This is a genomic window from Leucobacter sp. CX87, assembly GCF_018682295.1.
Classification (GTDB): Bacteria; Actinomycetota; Actinomycetes; order Actinomycetales; family Microbacteriaceae; genus Cx-87.
This window is the reverse complement of record NZ_JAFIRI010000002.1, coordinates 59,683-76,557: the sequence shown is the minus strand read 5'-3', so window position 1 is coordinate 76,557 and position 16,875 is coordinate 59,683. Positions and strand designations below refer to the sequence as shown.

The 16,875-nt window shown below is 68.0% G+C and carries 11 protein-coding genes, 1 tRNA gene and 1 pseudogene; 9 read left to right on the top strand and 4 right to left on the bottom strand.

Annotated elements, in window-relative coordinates:
* The first annotated feature begins 49 nt into the window (after positions 1-49).
* Positions 50-946: a LysR family transcriptional regulator gene (locus tag KOE53_RS03350; RefSeq protein ID WP_188044164.1), complete on the top strand. Its 897-nt coding sequence runs from the start codon at positions 50-52 to the stop codon at positions 944-946.
* Between the two features lie 19 nt (positions 947-965).
* Here KOE53_RS03350 and KOE53_RS03345 read toward each other — a convergent pair whose 3' ends face one another.
* Complete coding sequence (locus tag KOE53_RS03345) at positions 966-2,402, bottom strand: amino acid permease (RefSeq protein WP_353055568.1); 1,437 nt, start codon at positions 2,400-2,402, stop codon at positions 966-968.
* 168 nt (positions 2,403-2,570) lie between these two features.
* Complete coding sequence (locus KOE53_RS03340; protein WP_188057371.1) at positions 2,571-3,131, bottom strand: TetR/AcrR family transcriptional regulator; 561 nt, start codon at positions 3,129-3,131, stop codon at positions 2,571-2,573.
* A gap of 131 nt (positions 3,132-3,262) precedes the next feature.
* Here KOE53_RS03340 and KOE53_RS03335 point away from each other — a divergent pair.
* A pseudogene (locus KOE53_RS03335) lies at positions 3,263-4,972 on the top strand (amidase); the annotation flags it as partial.
* 330 nt (positions 4,973-5,302) lie between these two features.
* On the opposite strand, the gene KOE53_RS03330 reads toward KOE53_RS03335, so the two are convergent.
* The gene (locus tag KOE53_RS03330) at positions 5,303-5,884 is read right to left on the bottom strand and encodes a MarR family winged helix-turn-helix transcriptional regulator (RefSeq protein WP_188057369.1); all 582 of its coding nucleotides are present in this window, start codon (positions 5,882-5,884) and stop codon (positions 5,303-5,305) included.
* 105 nt (positions 5,885-5,989) lie between these two features.
* Here KOE53_RS03330 and KOE53_RS03325 point away from each other — a divergent pair.
* The 3 genes from KOE53_RS03325 (at position 5,990) to KOE53_RS03315 (ending at position 8,548) form a co-directional block, all read left to right on the top strand.
* A tRNA-Gln gene (locus KOE53_RS03325) sits at positions 5,990-6,061 on the top strand.
* 67 nt (positions 6,062-6,128) lie between these two features.
* Entirely contained in the window at positions 6,129-7,574 is a 1,446-nt protein-coding gene (gene glmU, locus KOE53_RS03320) for a bifunctional UDP-N-acetylglucosamine diphosphorylase/glucosamine-1-phosphate N-acetyltransferase GlmU (RefSeq protein ID WP_188057368.1), read from the top strand.
* Positions 7,571-8,548, top strand: a complete 978-nt coding sequence (locus KOE53_RS03315; protein ID WP_188044158.1) for a ribose-phosphate diphosphokinase — start codon at positions 7,571-7,573, stop codon at positions 8,546-8,548. The genes glmU and KOE53_RS03315 overlap by 4 nt, the downstream gene beginning before the upstream one ends.
* Positions 8,549-8,765: 217 nt before the next feature.
* Here KOE53_RS03315 and gnd read toward each other — a convergent pair whose 3' ends face one another.
* Entirely contained in the window at positions 8,766-10,211 is a 1,446-nt protein-coding gene (gnd, locus tag KOE53_RS03310; RefSeq protein ID WP_188057367.1) for an NADP-dependent phosphogluconate dehydrogenase, read from the bottom strand.
* Positions 10,212-10,560: 349 nt separating this feature from the next.
* On the opposite strand from gnd, the gene KOE53_RS03305 reads away from it, so the two are divergent.
* The 4 genes from KOE53_RS03305 to KOE53_RS03290 all read left to right on the top strand — a co-directional run bounded on the left by KOE53_RS03305 (position 10,561) and on the right by KOE53_RS03290 (position 16,869).
* Complete coding sequence (locus KOE53_RS03305) at positions 10,561-11,139, top strand: 50S ribosomal protein L25/general stress protein Ctc (RefSeq protein ID WP_188044156.1); 579 nt, start codon at positions 10,561-10,563, stop codon at positions 11,137-11,139.
* A gap of 154 nt (positions 11,140-11,293) precedes the next feature.
* A complete protein-coding gene (gene pth, locus KOE53_RS03300; RefSeq protein WP_251364136.1) occupies positions 11,294-11,884 on the top strand; it encodes an aminoacyl-tRNA hydrolase in 591 nt (196 codons plus the stop codon).
* A complete protein-coding gene (mfd, locus tag KOE53_RS03295; RefSeq protein ID WP_188044154.1) occupies positions 11,881-15,660 on the top strand; it encodes a transcription-repair coupling factor in 3,780 nt (1,259 codons plus the stop codon). Before pth ends, mfd begins: the two co-directional genes overlap by 4 nt.
* Positions 15,661-15,936: 276 nt before the next feature.
* Positions 15,937-16,869 carry an endonuclease domain-containing protein gene (locus KOE53_RS03290; RefSeq protein WP_188057365.1) on the top strand — a complete coding sequence of 311 codons (933 nt, stop codon included), beginning with the start codon at positions 15,937-15,939 and terminating at the stop codon, positions 16,867-16,869.
* Positions 16,870-16,875 lie beyond the last annotated feature (6 nt).

Sequence of the window (16,875 nt, the reverse complement as noted above, 5' to 3'; positions counted from 1 at the left end):
GATCGACGGAATATCAGCTATTCGCATTCTCTGTCATATCCTGTATGACGTGATCTCGCTGCAGCAGTTTCGTGTGCTTTTGGCCATTCGCGACCGGGGGAGTCTGACTCGTGCGGCCGCGGAGCTGCAGTACGGCGTCCCGACGGTGGCGCACCACCTGAGTACTCTCGAACGCCACCTGCAAATTCGGTTGGTCGACCGTGATCGCAGCGGGGCCACGCTCACGCCGCTCGGACTCGAGTTCGCGGCAGAGGTGGAGCAAATTCTTGCGCGCGTAGACCAGGCCGAGCGGCTCGTGGCCGATCGTAGGGATGCCGGGGTGGCCACGCTTCGTGTCGGCACCTTCGCCTCCATCGGTTCGCGACTGCTGCCCGCCGCCATCGGGGAGTTGCAGCGGCGCTCACCCGTGCGGGTGGAGGTGGTTGAGGCGGAACCTACCGAGGTGGTGCGTCTCCTGCGTGGCGGCGAGGTGCACGCGGGGCTGATCTACGATTTCGCGGACGATCCTGCCTTTGTATCTGAGGATCTGGCGCTGACGCCGCTGTTGCAGGAGCCCTATCGCGTGATGGTCGCGAGCGACAGTGAGTACGCGCAACGTGACGAGCTGGACTTCGCCGAGCTCTCAGAGGTCGCCTGGGTGTGCAGCCGGAACGCCGACGAGGCATCCGATCGTTTGCTTCGACGTGTGTGTCACTCGGTGGGCTACGAGGTGCGCGAGCTCATGCGCAGCGACGACCTGAACATGATTCACGGCCTGGTCGCGGCTGGGCTCGGATTCGGGCTCTCGACCGCGGCCGCGGTCGACCCGCGCTTCGGGGTCGTTCTCCTCCCCGCGGTGCAGGATCTGGGCGAGCGGCACGTCTCGTTCGCGACCAGGTTGGGGGCCGCGCCCCCTGCGGCACATTGGCTGGGCGAGATCATGCAGCGGCGAGTGCGCTCGCTCTAGTGCCGAAGCCGAGCGAGAGCTACGCGTCCTCGCCGGTCCCGGGCAGCTTGACGGCCCCGGTCAGCGGCTCACCGTGACGGAGCAGCTGGCGCTTGCGCAGCTGCCAGATGACCGCCAGCCCGGCGAACCAGACCGGCGCGACCAGGATCGGGATCCGGGTGTCCTCCCCGAGGATGAGGGTGTAGACGATGAAGACGAAGAACGCGAGCACCATCCACGGGGCGAAGCGCGACAGCGGCATCTTGAATTTCGACTCCGTGTGACGGGCGGGGAAGCGCCGGCGGTACGAAATGTAGCTCACCAGGATCATGCCCCAGATGAACAGGATGAAGACGGAAGCGACCGAGGAGACGAAGGTGAACGCCGCGATCACGCTATCGCCGGCGAGCAGGATCGGGGCCGCGCTGAAGAGGAATACCGCGGTGAAGAAGACCGCTCGGCGCGGCACACCTCGGTTGTCAGTAATTGAGAATCGGTGCGGGGCGTGCCCGTCCTTGGCCAGCGCGAACATCATGCGCGTGCCCGAGTAGAAGCCTGAATTTGAGCTCGAGGCGGCGGAGGTCAGCACGACGAGATTGATAGCGAAGGCGGCCGCGCCGAAGCCAGCGTAGGCGAGCGTCGTCACGAACGGGCTCTGTTCGGGGTCGATCTCCCGCCACGGGGTGATGGCCATCACAATGGTCAGTGCGCCGATGTAGAAGATCAGGATCCGCACCACGATCGAGTTGATCGCCTTTGGCAGGTTCTTGTGGGGGTCCTTCGTCTCGGCGGCCGCGGTGCCGACGAGCTCGACGCCGATGAACGAGAAAATACCGAGCTGGAAGCCGAGCAGGAAGCCGCCAACCCCGAACGGGAACATGCCGCCGTCGGACCAGAGATTCGAGAGGGCGGCCGAGGTGCCCGTGTCGGGGTTCTGGAAGCCTGAGAAGAGCAAGAAGATGCCGGTAGCGATCAGCGCGAGGATCGCCACGATCTTGATCATGGCGAACCAGAACTCGAACTCGCCGAAGAACCGGACGGGCTGCAGGTTCAAGATGGTGAGCGCGATTGCCGTCACGACCGCTGGAACCCAGCTCGGGATCGTCGGGTTGATGTAGGCGACGTAGCTGGTGATTGCGATGATGTCGGCCACGCAGATGACCACCCAGGAGAACCAGTACGTCCACGACACGAAGAACCCAGCCCAGGGACCGATCAGGTCTTTCGCGATGTCGCCGAAGGTCTGATAGTTCAGATTTGAGAGCAGGATCTCTCCGAGCGCGCGCATCACGAAGAAGATCATGAAACCGATGACGCCGTAGACGAAGAGCACCGACGGTCCGGTGAGGCTGATGATCTTGCCCGACCCGAGGAAGAGGCCGGTGCCGATGGCCCCGCCGATGGCGATGAGTTGAAGGTGGCGGTTCGAGAGCCCGCGCTGCAGTGTGTCGTGCGGCGCGCTTGCGATTTCGGTCACTGCGATCACTCCTGTGTGGTGGGCTATCGGCGAAGGGTGGGTGCGAGTAGCTGCAGTTTTGCCGGAGAGTGGCATGATGGCTGGGCTCCGGCGCAGTGCCCATTCTATTCCCGACAGGATCGGGTCGGTTGTCTCTCGCGCTGCCGTCGGCCGCGGCGCTGCGGCCGCCTAGTGTGCGACGGTCACATCGATCGCCGTATCGATCGCCGCGCGGGCCGCCTCCGCGTCGATCTGGCCCGTGAGCCAGCGGCCGGAGAGGCCCTCCACGAGGCTCGTGAGCAGGAGCGCGGTGTGCCCGGGGCGCGAATCGGCCGGATTCGCTTCGGCGATGAGCGCGGCCATCGCGTCCTGCCAGTTGGCGGTCGAACGGGTGAGCGCCGCGGCGTTCGCCGTGTCGAATACGGCGTTCGCGCGCACCTCGTTCCAGGTGATCGAGCCCTCGCGCACGCCCGGCTCATTGCCAAAGTCAGCGCGCAGCGACGCGCGCAGTCGCGCGAGGGGAGTCAATTCCTCGGGTCCGGCGGTGTGGTTCTCGCCGTTGGCAGCGACGTGGTCGAGCGCGGCCTGGAGCAGCCCCGCGCGATCGCCGAAGTGATACGAGAGGAGCCCGATCGAGACCCCCGCTTCGCGCGCGACATCCTGCATGCGAAACCGTGCGAGGCCGCCGCGGGCGATCACTCGTTCGCACGCGGCAAGGATCCGGTCGGGGGTCGCACCCGGCTCTGTCATCTGGGGCTCCTTCGGCCGGGCGAGCCGAAGACCGGCACGCCGAGAAACTCGAACTGAAAACAATTTCAGTATACGATCGCAGCAGCACGTGCGTGGCACCCCACGCACACGACTGACCAAAGGAGTTCGCCTTGGCTGCGCAGCACGACCCCTTCCACCTGCTGGAGACGAGCATCTCGGAGGTGCTCGCCGCGCTCGCCGCAGGGCGCATCACGAGCGTCGAGCTCACGGCCCGCTACCTGTCGCGCATCGGTGCCTTCGATCGGGAAGCGGCGCGGCTCTGCGCGGTCCCCGTGCTGAACCCCGAGGCGCTCGCGATGGCGGCCGAGTCCGATCGGCGTTGGCGCTCAGGTACCGCCCGCCCGCTCGAGGGCGTGCCGTTCACGGTGAAGGACTCGTACATGGTGCGGGGGTTGACGGTCGCTTCTGGCTCGCCCGCGTTCAAAGACCTCATCGCCCAGCGCGACGCGTTCTCGGTCGAGAAGCTGCGCGAGGCGGGCGCCGTACTGATCGGCAAGACGAATATGCCGCCCATGGCCGACGGCGGCATGCAGCGCGGCGTCTACGGCCGCGCCGAGAGCCCGTATAACCCCGATTTCCTCGCCGCAGCGTACGCCTCCGGTTCCTCCAACGGCTCGGCCGTGTCAACCGCCGCAAACCTCGCCGTGTTCGGCATGGGGGAGGAGACGGTGTCGTCGGGTCGCAGCCCTGCCTCAAACAACGGCCTGTGCGCCTACACGCCGTCGTGGGGCATCCTGTCGATTCGCGGCAACTGGCCGCTCTTCCCCGCGCGTGACGTCGTCGTGCCCCACACCCGATCGATGCCCGACATGCTGCGCCTGCTCGACGTCCTGGTCCAGGACGACGCCGAGACGCGCGGCGACTTCTGGCGCAATCAGAGTGTCGTTCCCACGCCCCTGCCGAGCGAGCACCGCCCCGCGTCGTACCTCGAAGTACGGCGCCCGGACGCCCTGCAGGGTGTCCGCCTCGGTGTGCCGCGGATGTATCTCGGCCAGGATCCTGCCTTCCCGATCGACGTGCGCCCCTCGGTGCTCGCCCGCTGGGAGGCGGCGCGTGCCCGACTCGAGGACCTCGGTGCCGAGGTGATCGAGGTCGACTTCCCCGTGATTGAGCAGTACGAGGCCGACGAGCCGGGAGGCGAGCAGATCGCGCGGCTCGGGGTGCTTCCCGAGGGGTGGATGGACACCGAGTTCACCGAGTTCCTGCCGTTTGGCTGGGACGACTTCCTGCGCGCCAACGGCGACCCGAACATCCCGAACCTCGCGGTCGTCGACCCTGACACGATCTTCCCGACGCCGCCAGGCGCGCTCGAGGACCGCTACACCGAGATCGACGACTACGCGAACCGCTACCGCTCGGTCGTGGAGTACGCGAAGCGCGGCATCCCCGACCCGCGCGAGCGTGCCGACTTTGCGGACGGACTGCGCGCGCTCGTGCAGTTGCGGGTCGACCTCTTCGAGAACTGGCTCGTCGAGCGCGGCATTGATGCGGTCGTGTTTCCGGCCAACGCGGACGTGGGCGCAGAAAGCGCCGACATCGACCTCGCCGCCGCCGACCGCGCCTGGGCGAATGGCGTGTTCTTCTCGAACGGCAACTATGCGCTTCGCCACTTCGGGATCCCGAGCGTGACCGTGTCGATGGGGCAGATGGAGGACATCGCGATGCCGATCGGCCTGACCTTCGCCGGCGCCGCCTACACCGACCCGGCGCTGCTGGGCTACGCCGCGGCCTTCGAGGCGGGGGCCGCGAGCGGCGACGCCGAGTCCACCCGCGCGCTCCGCCCGCTGCCCGCGTTCGCCCCCGAGTTGCCCGCGGACCGCCTCCCGGCTCGCGCCGCGCAGGATCCTGCGGCCGCGCCGCCCGCGGTGACGATCGAGGCGGTACTCGACGAGCACCGGTACCACGAGGGCGCCCAGTTGCTCCTGCTCTCGGGCACCCTCAGCGGCGGCGAGCCGACCGTGACCGTGAACGGTGTCGAGGTGATCGTCGAGGCGCAGGGCGGTCGCTGGTCCGCGAGCGCGGTGCTGCCCGCCGAGGTCACGCCACCCGTGGTCGGCGGCAACCCTCGCTTCGGTCGCGCCCTCGTTGTCGCGCTCGTGTCGGGCCCGGGTGGCGACGCCGCCGCCTTCGCCGACGTGTCGTAGGCGCGGTTAGGCGCGGGCCGGGCCCGAATCCGCGGCGCCGGGCTCGGCCGTGGCGTCTGCCGCAGGCTCTGGTTCGGCGCCCGCGAGCGCCGAGAACCGGTCCACGCTGAGCGCGAGTCGCCGCAACAGCTGCGCGAGGCGCTCGCGCTCGGCGCGGGGGACGCCCGAGAGCAAGATTTCTTCGGCGTCGGTGAGGCGCGTGATCGCGGCGTCGACGAGCGTGATGCCCTTCGCCGTCATCTCGACGAGCACCCCGCGGCCGTCGTTCGGGTCGGTGAGACGGGTCACGAGGTCGCGTTCAACCATCCGGTCGATGCGGTTCGTCATGGTGCCGCTCGAGACCATGGTCTGCCGCACGAGCACCTTCGGGCTCTGCCGATAGGGGTACCCGCCCCGCCGCAGCACGGCGAGTACGTCAAATTCCCAGGAGGTGAGTCCCGAGCGCTCGAAGGCGCGCGCGCGGGCGCGATCGAGGTGCTTTGCGATCCGCATGAGGCGCGAAAACACGTCAAGTGGGGCCAAATCGAGATCCGGTCGGGCCGCGGCCCACTCTTCGACGATCCGGTCTACGACGTCGTGTTCCTTCATGCTTCCCATTATCGGGGCTGCCCGGCGTGGGCCATGACGGGAATCGCGGGCAAAGCGACCTCCAGAATCTGGCAGACTATACGGGGCGTGTGCGAAAGTGCACGATCCGCCTTGGTGTAATGGCAGCACGACAGCCTTTGGAGCTGTTAAGTCTAGGTTCGAATCCTGGAGGCGGAGCGGACCGAGGGATCGCGGACACGCGGTCCGTGCTCGGCAGGCAGTAACGGCGGAGGGAACGCTCAGCATGACGGAGACCACCGGAAACGGCCGCGTAGCGGTTGTCATCTTGGCGGCGGGCCAGGGCACGCGCATGAAGTCGGCGCTGCCAAAGGTGCTGCACCCCATCGGCGGTCGCTCGCTGATCGCGCACGTGCTCGACACGGCGGCGGGACTGACCCCCGAGACCGTGATCGCGGTCGTGCGGCACGACCGCGACCGGGTGGCCGAGGCGATTCTGGACCACGCCCCGAACACCGTGATCGTCGATCAGGACGAGATCCCCGGCACCGGCCGCGCAGTCGAGCAAGCGCTCGCGGCACTCCCCGCCGACTTTGACGGCACCGTCGTCGTGCTCTCGGGTGACGTCCCGCTGCTCGACTCGGGCACCCTCGGGCAGCTCGTCCGCGGCCACCGCGAGGCCCACCGCTCGATGACGCTGCTCTCGGCCATCTTCGAGAACCCCACGGGCCTCGGCCGGATCCTGCGTGGCGAGAACGGTCAGATGACCGGCATCGTCGAGGAGAAGGATGCGAGCGACGACCAGCGTCGCATCACCGAGATCAACGGTGGCGTGTACGTCTTTGGTCGTGCCGCGATCGAGTCCGCGCTCGCCCTCATCGACACGAACAACGCGCAGGGCGAGAAATACCTCACTGACGCCGCGTCGCGCATCCTCGAAAGCGGCGGCAGCGTCGACGCGGTGGCGACGAAGGACACCTGGCTGATCGCCGGGGTGAACGATCGCGCTCAGCTGTCCGACGCGGGGCGCGAACTGAACCGGCGCATCGTGCGGGCGCACCAGCTCTCCGGCGTGACCATTCAGGATCCTGCCACGACCTGGATCGACGCGACGGTGTCGATCGGGCCCGACAGCGTGATCCTGCCGGGGACCTTCCTGCGCGGTGCGACGACGATCGAGGGCGGCGCCGAGATCGGTCCCGACACCACCCTGGTCGACTGCGAGGTGGGGGAGGGCGCCCACGTGCGCCGCACCGAGGCCACCCTCGCGGTAATCGGCGCGGGTGCCGACGTCGGCCCCTTCGCCTACCTCCGCGCCGGCACCGAGCTGGGCGCGGGCGGCAAGATCGGCGCCTACGTCGAGACGAAGAACGCCCACATCGGCGAGGGCAGCAAGGTGCCCCACCTCAGCTACGTCGGCGACGCGACGGTCGGCACCGGCACCAACATTGGTGCGGGCACGATCTTCGCGAACTACGACGGAATCAAGAAGCACCACACCACCGTCGGTGACCAGGTGCGCATTGGTTCGAAGAACGTTCTCATCGCACCCGTTACGATTGAAGACGGCGTCTACACCGCGGCCGGAACGGTCGTGCGTAAGGACGTACCAGCTGGGTCGCTCGGCCTTACGGTCGCTCCCCAAAGAAACATCAGCGGATGGGTCGCCGAACATCGGCCCGGAACCAGCAGCGCCCAGGCGGCGCAGAAGAGCGAGGAAGACGGAGCATGAGCGCGATCGAGATGGCCGGCCAGAAGAAGCTGGTCCTGATCTCCGGGCGGGCGTACCCGGAACTCGCACAGCGCGTCGCAGAGGAACTGGGCGCTGAGCTCATTCCCACCGACGCACGCACCTTTGCCAACGGCGAGCTCTATGCCCGCTTCGACGAGAGCGTGCGCGGCTGCGACGCCTTCGTCATTCAGTCGCACAGCAACCCGATCAATGAGGCGCTCATGGAGCAGCTCATCATGGTCGACGCGCTCAAGCGTGCCTCGGCAAAGCGGATCACCGTTGTTGCCCCCTTCTACCCCTACTCGCGCCAGGACAAGAAGGGCCGCGGCCGCGAGCCGATCTCGGCCCGCCTCGTCGCGGACCTGTTCAAGGCCGCTGGCGCGAACCGCATCATGTCGGTTGACCTGCACGCTCCCCAGATTCAGGGCTTCTTCGACGGCCCCGTCGACCACCTGTTCGCGATGCCGGTGCTGCTCGCGCACTTCAAGAAGACCATCAACCGCGACGACCTCACCGTCGTCTCGCCGGACATGGGCCGCGTGCGCGTCGCCGACGTGTGGAGCGACAAGCTCAGCGCGCCGCTCGCGATTATTCACAAGCGCCGCGACCCGCTAGTGCCCAACCAGGTCTCGGTGCACAACATTGTCGGTGACGTCAAGGACCGCTGGTGCGTCGTCGTCGACGACATGATCGACACGGGCGGGACGATCGCGAAGGCCGCTCAGGCGCTCAAGGACGCGGGCGCGCGAGGCGTGACGATCGCCGCGACGCACGCGATCTTCTCGGGCAAGGCGACCGAGTACCTGTCGGCCGACTTCATCGATCAGGTCGTCGTCACTGACACCCTGCCGGTGCCGGAGGAGAAGCGCTTCGAGAAGCTCACGGTGCTGTCGATCGCGCCGCTGCTCGCCCAGGCGATCCACGAGGTGTTCGAGGACGGCTCCGTGACCTCCATGTTTGAGGGCGCAGCCTAAACGCAATCGCATCGCGATTGCGTAGGCTGCGCGGGCGCCGTCGGCGCCCGGCCCACGGAGCTTGCGCGGGGTGGCGGCCTAGCAAACAGGCATCGCGGAGACCGAAAAGGGGCGCTGAGGAGAAATCCTCGGCGCCCCTTTCGCGTTCCCGGACGCGACGCCGAGGAACGAAAAAGGGCGGCCCAAGGGCCGCCCTGATTCTGCCGCGAGGACCGAGCTATTCGGCGACCTGGGTCTCCGAGCGATCTCCCGACCACTCGGTGTGGAACACGCCGGGGCCGTCGACGCGGCGATAGGTGTGCGCTCCGAAGAAGTCGCGCTGCGCCTGGATGAGGGCCGCGGGCAGGCGAGCCGCCCGCAGGCCGTCGTAGTACGAGAGCGACGAGGCGAAAGCCGGGATCGGCACGCCCGCCAGCGCGGCGGTCGAGACGACCGAACGCCAAGCCTCCTGCGCGCCGCCAGCAGCCGTGGCGAAGAAGGGTGCCGCGACGAGCAGGTCGAGGTTCGCGTCCGCGCCATACGCCTCGGCGATGTGCCCCAGGAAGCGTGCGCGAATAATGCAGCCCTCTCGCCAGATCTTCGCGAGCGCACCCGAATCGATGGCCCAGCCGTACTGGCTTGCGCCCGCGCGGATCACGTCAAAGCCCTGCGAGTACGCGATGATCTTGGACGCGTACAGCGCCTGGCGCACGCTCTCGACGAACGCCGCGCGATCGGCGATCTCGGGCTTGTTCGCGGGGCCGGCGAGGCGGGCGCCGAGCAGGCGCTGCTCGGGGTGCGAGGACAGGCCGCGCGCGAAGACCGCCTCGGCGATGCCGCTGATCGGGCTGCCGAGCGTGAGCGCCGTCTGCACGGTCCATCCGCCGGTGCCCTTCTGGCCAGCTTGGTCGAGGATGACATCGACGAAGGGGCGGCCGGTGCGCGCGTCTTCGTGGCGCAGCACCTCGGCGGTGATCTCGACGAGGTAGCTCTCGAGCTCGCCCGTGTTCCACTCCTCGAACACGTCCGCGATCTCGGTGGGGGTGAGCCCGCCCACGTGGCGCAGCAGGTCAAATGCCTCGGCGATGAGCTGCATGTCGGCGTACTCGATGCCGTTGTGCACCATCTTGACGAAGTGGCCGGAGCCGTCGCTGCCCACGTGCGTGACGCACGGCTCGCCGTCCTTGGCGCGGGCCGCGATGGACTCGAAGATCGGGCCGACAACCGCGTACGCCTCTTCCGAGCCGCCAGGCATGATGCTCGGGCCGTTCAGCGCGCCCTCTTCGCCGCCGGAGATGCCGGCGCCGACGAAGTGGAGCCCCCGCAGGCGCATCTCGTGCTCACGGCGGATCGTGTCGGTGTACAGCGCGTTGCCGCCGTCGATGATGATGTCGCCGGGCTCGAACGCGTCCGCGAGCTCGCGAATGACAGAATCGGTGGCCGCGCCGGCCTGCACCATGATGATGGCGGTGCGCGGGCGGCTGAGCGAAGCCGCGAAGTCGGTGATCGACTCGGCGGCGACGAAGTTCGCTTCGGGGTGTGCCTCGACGAGCGCCCGGGTGCGTTCGGGCGAACGATTCACAACGGCAACGCGGTTTCCTTCGCGGCTGGCGAGATTGCGGGCGAGGTTTGCGCCCATCACGGCCAGTCCAACGACACCAATGTTTGCCTGCGTGTTACTCATTCGGGAGGTACTCCTTACATCTTGGATCACGTTTGACCCCCGGGTAAGGGTATCGGGTAGCGGGGTATTTACAGAGTTGGCGCGGCCCATCGGACCGGACTCGGGCGGCCGTGCGCGAAAAACTCGGTGCCGGACTGCGGTCGGATTCGTGGTCAGGACGGATGCCCAAAGACCATGTAGACTTGGCAGCTGTACTTCGGCGAGGGATGCGCAAGCATCCGTGATCGACGCGGGACCGGGCCACCTTTGCGGGCAGATTCGGATCGCCTCGACCGGCGAGAGATAGATACCAGAACCGGCGGGTCATCCCGCCCTGTCCGGGCCCGCGCGCCCGACTAGGAGAAGCACTATGAGCACCGAAATCAGCAAGCTCGTCGCGACCAACCGCGAGTCGTTCGGCAAGGGTGTGGCGCGCAAGCTCCGCGCTGCCGGATCGACCCCCGCCGTCGTCTACGGCCACGGCATGGACCCGATCCACGTCTCGGTTGACGCCCACGCGCTCAGCCTGATCGTCCGCAAGGCCAACGCCCTGATCTCGCTCGAGATCGACGGCGCCGCCCAGCTCGTGCTGGTCAAGGACGTGCAGCGTGACCCCGTGCGTCAGATCATCGAGCACATCGACCTCGTCGCCCTCCAGACGGGTGAAAAGGTTGAGGTTGAGATCCCCGTGCACATGGAAGGCACCGCGTTCGCCGGCGCCAACGCGCTGCAGGAGCTCAACACCGTCCGCCTCCTGGTGCTCGCAACCGCGATCCCCGAGTCGCTGACCATCAACGTCGAGGGCCTCGAGGCTGGCGTGCAGATCCACGCCGGCGAGATCGAGCTGCCCGAGGGCGCCGAGCTCCTCGACCTGGCTGAGCAGCTGGTCGTGCACATCGCGGCTCCGCGTGGCGCTGAGGATGACGACGCTGCCGAGGCTGCCGAGTAATCATCTTCACCCCGAGCCCGTCGGAACCGTCGTGAGTATTCGCGAGTGGTTCCGGCGGGCTCGACCTGTCTCTCAGGGCAGGTTTGAGAATGGGCAGGATCCTGCCGAGTTTCTCGCCCCGAATATTGAATCTGACTCTCAGGAGGAGCACGCCTTGGCGCAGGACAGCTGGTTGATCGTCGGTCTCGGAAACCCCGGGGCGAAGTACGAAGACACCCGCCACAATGTCGGCCAGATGGTGCTCGACGAGCTTGCCTCGCGCATCGGTGGCACGTTCAAGGCGCACCAGGCGAACGCCCGTGTGGTCGAGGGGCGCACGGCCCCCGGCGCTCCGAAGCTCGTGCTGGCCAAGCCGAACAGCTACATGAACCTTTCCGGCGGACCCGTCGCGAACCTCGCCCAGTACTACGGTGTACCGGTCGAGCGTCTGGTCGTCGTGCACGACGAGCTCGATCTTCCCTTTGATTCTCTGAAGCTCAAGATCGGCGGCGGCCACGGCGGCCACAACGGGCTGCGCGATATCGCCAAGGCGCTCGATACCCCCGAGTTTGTGCGGGTGCGGGTCGGCATCGGGCGGCCCCCGGGCCGGCAGGATCCCGCCGACTTCGTCCTGAAGCCGTTTGCCTCGTCTGAGCGCGACAACCTGCCCATCCTGATCGCCGACGCGGCGGATGCCGTCGAGGGGGTCGTGAGTGAAGGGCTGCTCGCCACCCAGCAGCGATTCCATGGCAAGGCGGGCGCATGAGCCTCGCCGGTATCGAGCGAGCGCTCGAGTCGTCCGAGTCATTCGCTCGGGCGCTGGATCAGTCGGCCGGTGACGCCGACTTCTCGGTCGACGAAGGCCTGCGCGCCCCCCTGATTGCCGGCCTCATCGGCCGCCGCCGTCTTGCCGGGGATACCGGGCCACTGCTCGTGGTCGCGGCAACGAGCCGCGAGGCGGACGCCCTGCGCGAGGCGCTCGGCTCGATCTTGCCCGACGCGGCCACCGTCGAGTTCCCCGCCTGGGAGACGCTGCCGCACGAGCGGTTGAGCCCGAGCGCCGAGACCGTCGGGCGCCGCTCCGCCGCGCTCCGCATGCTGCGCGAGCATGATGGCACGGCCGCACCGCTGCTCATGGTCGCCTCGGTCCGCGCGGTCCTGCAGCCGGTCTCGCCCCAGGTCGCGCACGATCGCCGCATCGTGCTGCGCGCCGGTGCCTCATCGATCGGCCTCGAATCGATCTCGCGCGAGCTCGTCGACCTGGCCTACACGCGCGTCGACATGGTCACGCGCCGCGGCGAGTTCGCCGTCCGCGGCGGGATCCTCGATGTGTTCTCGCCGACCGCCGAGCAGGCCGTCCGCATCGATTTCTTCGGCGATGACGTCGACGATATCCGCCGCTTCTCGGTCGGAGACCAGCGCTCAGCCGGCGACGCTGTACCCGAGATCGTGCTCCCGCCCGCCCGCGAGCTGCTGCTTACCGACGCGGTGCGTGAACGCGCGGCGGCGCTCATCCCGCAGCTCCCCACGATCGCTGGAATGCTCGAGAAGATCAGTCAGGGCATCGCGGTTGAGGGTATGGAGAGCCTGATCCCACAGCTCGTGCCCGGGCTCGCCCCGCTGACCGGTCTGCTGCCCGAGGGCGGAGCCGTCGTCGTGCTCTCTCCGGAGCGCGTCGCGATGCGTGCGGTGCACCTCGCCGAGGCGAACCGCGAGTTCCTCGAGGCCGCCTGGGGCGCCGCGACGGCGGGCGCGCAGTCGCCCATCCCGGTCGACGATAGCGGCCTACTCACCATGGCCGAGGTACGCGCCGCATCTCGTCAGCGCCCGTGGTGGACGCTCTCGAAGTTTGTGCGCGACGAAGAAGCCGACGCGCTGGCCAGCGCCGGCCCCGCCCGACAGGTCGGGGCGCAGGCCGGTAGCGCGGATCCTGCGCCTGCCGGTGTGGCCGAGGCCGACGGAGCGGCGAGCGACGCGGACAGCAATTTCGAGGGCATCACCGACGACACCGTCGCGGAGGCGCACGGCTACGTCGTGGTGCGCGGGGGAGCGGTGCCGTCGCCGCCCGCGCGGAGCGAGCCTGCGCAGGCCGCGATCGAGCACATTGCGGCGCGGCTCGCCGAGGGGTGGCGCACCGTCGTCACCGCGCAGGGCGCGGGCCTCGTCGAGCGCGCTCGCGACCTGATTGCCGAGGCGGGCCTCGCGGCGCGCATCGTTGACCGGGTACCCGAGGAGTTCGAGCCCGGCGTCGCGTACGTGACGACCGGCACCGCTTGGGTCGGGTTCGAGAGCCCCGAGGCGCGGCTGGTGCTTGCGAGCGAGGCCGAGTTCTTCGGGCGTGCCGTCAGTGGCCAGGCCGGCCGCCCCACGAAGCTCGCCAAGCGCCGCGGCCGCAACGTCGTCGACCCGCTGCAGCTGATCCCTGGTGACCACGTCGTGCACGAGGCGCACGGCATCGGCCGCTTTGTGGAACTCACGCAGCGTCTCGTGCCGAACGGCATCGGCAAGGGCGCCACCAAGTCGTTGCGCGAGTACCTCGTGATTGAGTATGCCTCGACTAAACGCGGCATGCCCTCCGACAAGCTCTACGTGCCGACCGACCAGCTCGATCAGCTCTCGCGCTACGTGGGCGGCGAGTCCCCACCGCTATCCAAGATGGGCGGCTCGGACTGGGCCAACGCGAAGAAGAAGGCGCGCAGTGCGGTCCGCGACATCGCGGTCGAGCTCGTGAAGCTCTATTCGGCGCGCATGGCGTCTCGCGGACACGCCTTCTCGCCCGACACTCCCTGGCAGCACGAGCTCGAGGAAGCCTTCCCCTACGCCGAGACGATCGATCAGCTCACCACGATCGACGAGGTCAAGAAGGACATGGAGTCGCCCGTCCCGATGGACCGTCTCGTCTCGGGTGACGTCGGCTTCGGCAAGACGGAGATCGCGATCCGGGCCGCGTTCAAGGCGGTGCAGGACGGCAAGCAGGTCGCCGTGCTGGTGCCGACGACGCTGCTGGTGAAGCAGCACATGGAGACGTTCCAGAGTCGCTTCGCCGGGTTCCCGGTGCAGCTGCGCGCGCTCAGCCGCTTCCAGACGGAAAAGGAATCCCGCGAGACCCTCGATGGCCTCGCCGCGGGCACCGTCGACGTCGTGATCGGCACCCACCGGCTGTTGACCGACAGCGTGCGCTACCGCGATCTCGGGCTGTTGGTGGTCGACGAGGAGCAGCGCTTCGGCGTCGAGCACAAGGACTCGCTGAAGAAGCTCAAGACGAACGTCGACATCCTCGCGATGAGCGCGACGCCCATCCCGCGCACGCTGGAGATGGCGGTGACCGGCATTCGCGAAATGTCGACGCTGGCGACGGCGCCCGAGGACCGCCATCCGATCCTGACGTTTGTTGGGCCGCGCAGCGACAAGCAGATCTCGGCCGCGATCCGGCGCGAGATGCTGCGCGAGGGCCAGGTGTTCTTCGTGCACAACCGGGTGTCGTCGATCAACCGCATCGCGGCGCAGCTCGCCGAGCTCGTGCCCGATGCGCGCATCGCCGTGGCGCACGGCAAGATGAACGAGCACCAGCTCGAGCAGGTGGTCGTCGACTTCTATGAGCGCAAGTACGACGTGCTCGTGTCGACCACGATCGTCGAGACCGGCCTCGACATCGCAAACGCGAACACGATCATCATCGATCAGGCCGACCGGTACGGCCTGAGCCAGCTGCACCAGCTGCGTGGGCGCGTGGGGCGCAGCCGCGAGCGGGCATACGCCTACTTCCTGTACGACGCCGACAAGGTGCTCACCGAGACCGCCCACGAGCGGCTCGAGACGATTGCGACGAACAACGAGCTTGGGGCCGGCATGCAGGTCGCGCTCAAGGACCTCGAGCTGCGCGGCGCGGGCAACCTGCTTGGCGGGCAGCAGTCGGGGCACATTGCGGGTGTTGGCTTCGACCTGTATCTGCGCATGATTGGCGAGGCCGTGAGCACGTTTAAGGGAGAGGACGTGTCGGGCTCGAACGAGCTGGTGCTCGAGCTGCCCGTCGACGCGCACATCCCCGAGCACTACGTCGAGAGCGAGCGCCTGCGCCTCGAGGCGTACCAAAAGTTCTCGGCCGCCTCACACCCGCACGCGCCGGAGGATCACGTGTCGCTGGTGCTTGAGGAGCTGACGGACCGATACGGTGCGCCGCCCGAGGAGGTCACCCGCCTGGCTGAGGTGTCGGCACTGCGCCGTCGCGCCTCGCGCCTGGGTCTCTCTAAGGTGGTGGCTGCGGGCCCGTCGTTGCGCCTGGAGCCGGTGTCGCTTCCCGAGTCGCGGGTGATGCGCCTGTCGCGCATGTACCCGGGATCGAAGGTGGTGTCGCCCTCGGTGATTTCGATTCCGCTTCCCGCGGTGCTCGCTGGCCGTGGCCCGGGCTCGAGTCCGCTCGCCGGGGTCGGACTGCGGCGAGGGCCGGCTTCGGCCGAGGACGGCGACGTGGTGGCCTGGGTGGGCCGGGTCTTTGAGACGATCCTGGAGGAGCCGGCTCCGGCCGCTGCCCCCACCGCCTAGCGCTGCTTTTCGCGGAGAACTTGCCCTGCCCAGCTGTGGGCAAGGCGGGCGAAGCGCGCCGCGGCAGCGGTCTCGGTGTGGCTGGCTTCCGCCCCAATCGTCGACGCGTCAATATCTATCGAGTTGACGCAAAGTACGGGTGCGGTACCCCAGGACCGCAAGGATGTGACGCATCGAAACGAATTGACGCGCGACAGGAGCGCCGACGGGGTCTCGAGTTATCCACAGATTCGATTTCTCCTGCCGTGGGCGTGATGGGTGACGCACAGTTGCTGAATGACGAAGCGTTCCGCTTTCCCGCCACTCGACGGTCCCTCCTACCGAGTGCGTGACCTCCTACGGGCCGGGGTTCCCGCCCGGCGGCTCTATCTTGGGGACATCGCACGTCCTGCGCATGGAATCGTGATCCCGCCGACGAGCGAGATCGATTTGAAAACGATCGACGGACGATGCCGATCGATGCTGCCGGTGTTGTCTCCCGACCAGTTTTTCTCCCGCCGCACGGCCGCGAGCCTGTGGGGCATGCCGAGTTTTGGTGAGGAGCCAAACCTCCTGGACATTTGCTCTATCCACCCTCGCCGCGCGCCGCGGCGGCCAGAGATTGCGGGGCACTCCGTCACGGCCGGCCGCGTCCGCATCCAACAGCTCCGCGGCCTCCCCGTCGCTTCCCCCGAGGACACCTGGTGCCTGCTCGGCTCGATCCTGCCGCACGGGCAGCTCATCGCGATCGGCGACTTCCTCGTCAGCGAGCGACACACCGGTGCCGGGTGGAAGGCGGCCGCGCCGAGCAGTTTCGGCAGGATCCGCGCGGCCATGATCCGGCACCGCGGCTCTCGCGGCATGCGAAGCCTGACGCTCGCGATCCCGAAGATTCGGACCGGAGTGGACTCGCCGGCCGAGACCCAGCTGCGCCTCATCATCGTCGGCGGTGGACTGCCCGAGCCCCGCACGAACTGCCCGGTGCCAGTCAGCGGTGGCGACCTCCACGCGGACCTCGGCTATGACGCGCTGCAGATCGCGATCGAGTACGAGGGCCAATATCACTTCACTGGCGGCGAGTCTCAGGCGCGAAGAGACGTCGAACGCTGGGAGCGAATGACCGATGCCGGGTGGCGCGTGCTGCGGGTGGTCGCCCGGGACCTCCGGGATCCTGCGCCGTTTCTCGGTCGGCTCGCGCGCTCCATCGAGACTGCCAAGGGGGCGCGATAGCATGCC

Coding starts and splice junctions, on each gene's coding strand:
- KOE53_RS03290 (WP_188057365.1), top strand. CDS start 15,937: ATGACGAAGCGTTCCGCTTTCCCGCCACTCGACGGTCCCTCCTACCGA.
- KOE53_RS03340 (WP_188057371.1), bottom strand. CDS start 3,131: ATGACAGAGCCGGGTGCGACCCCCGACCGGATCCTTGCCGCGTGCGAA.
- mfd (WP_188044154.1), top strand. CDS start 11,881: ATGAGCCTCGCCGGTATCGAGCGAGCGCTCGAGTCGTCCGAGTCATTC.
- KOE53_RS03330 (WP_188057369.1), bottom strand. CDS start 5,884: ATGAAGGAACACGACGTCGTAGACCGGATCGTCGAAGAGTGGGCCGCG.
- KOE53_RS03305 (WP_188044156.1), top strand. CDS start 10,561: ATGAGCACCGAAATCAGCAAGCTCGTCGCGACCAACCGCGAGTCGTTC.
- KOE53_RS03315 (WP_188044158.1), top strand. CDS start 7,571: ATGAGCGCGATCGAGATGGCCGGCCAGAAGAAGCTGGTCCTGATCTCC.
- gnd (WP_188057367.1), bottom strand. CDS start 10,211: ATGAGTAACACGCAGGCAAACATTGGTGTCGTTGGACTGGCCGTGATG.
- glmU (WP_188057368.1), top strand. CDS start 6,129: ATGACGGAGACCACCGGAAACGGCCGCGTAGCGGTTGTCATCTTGGCG.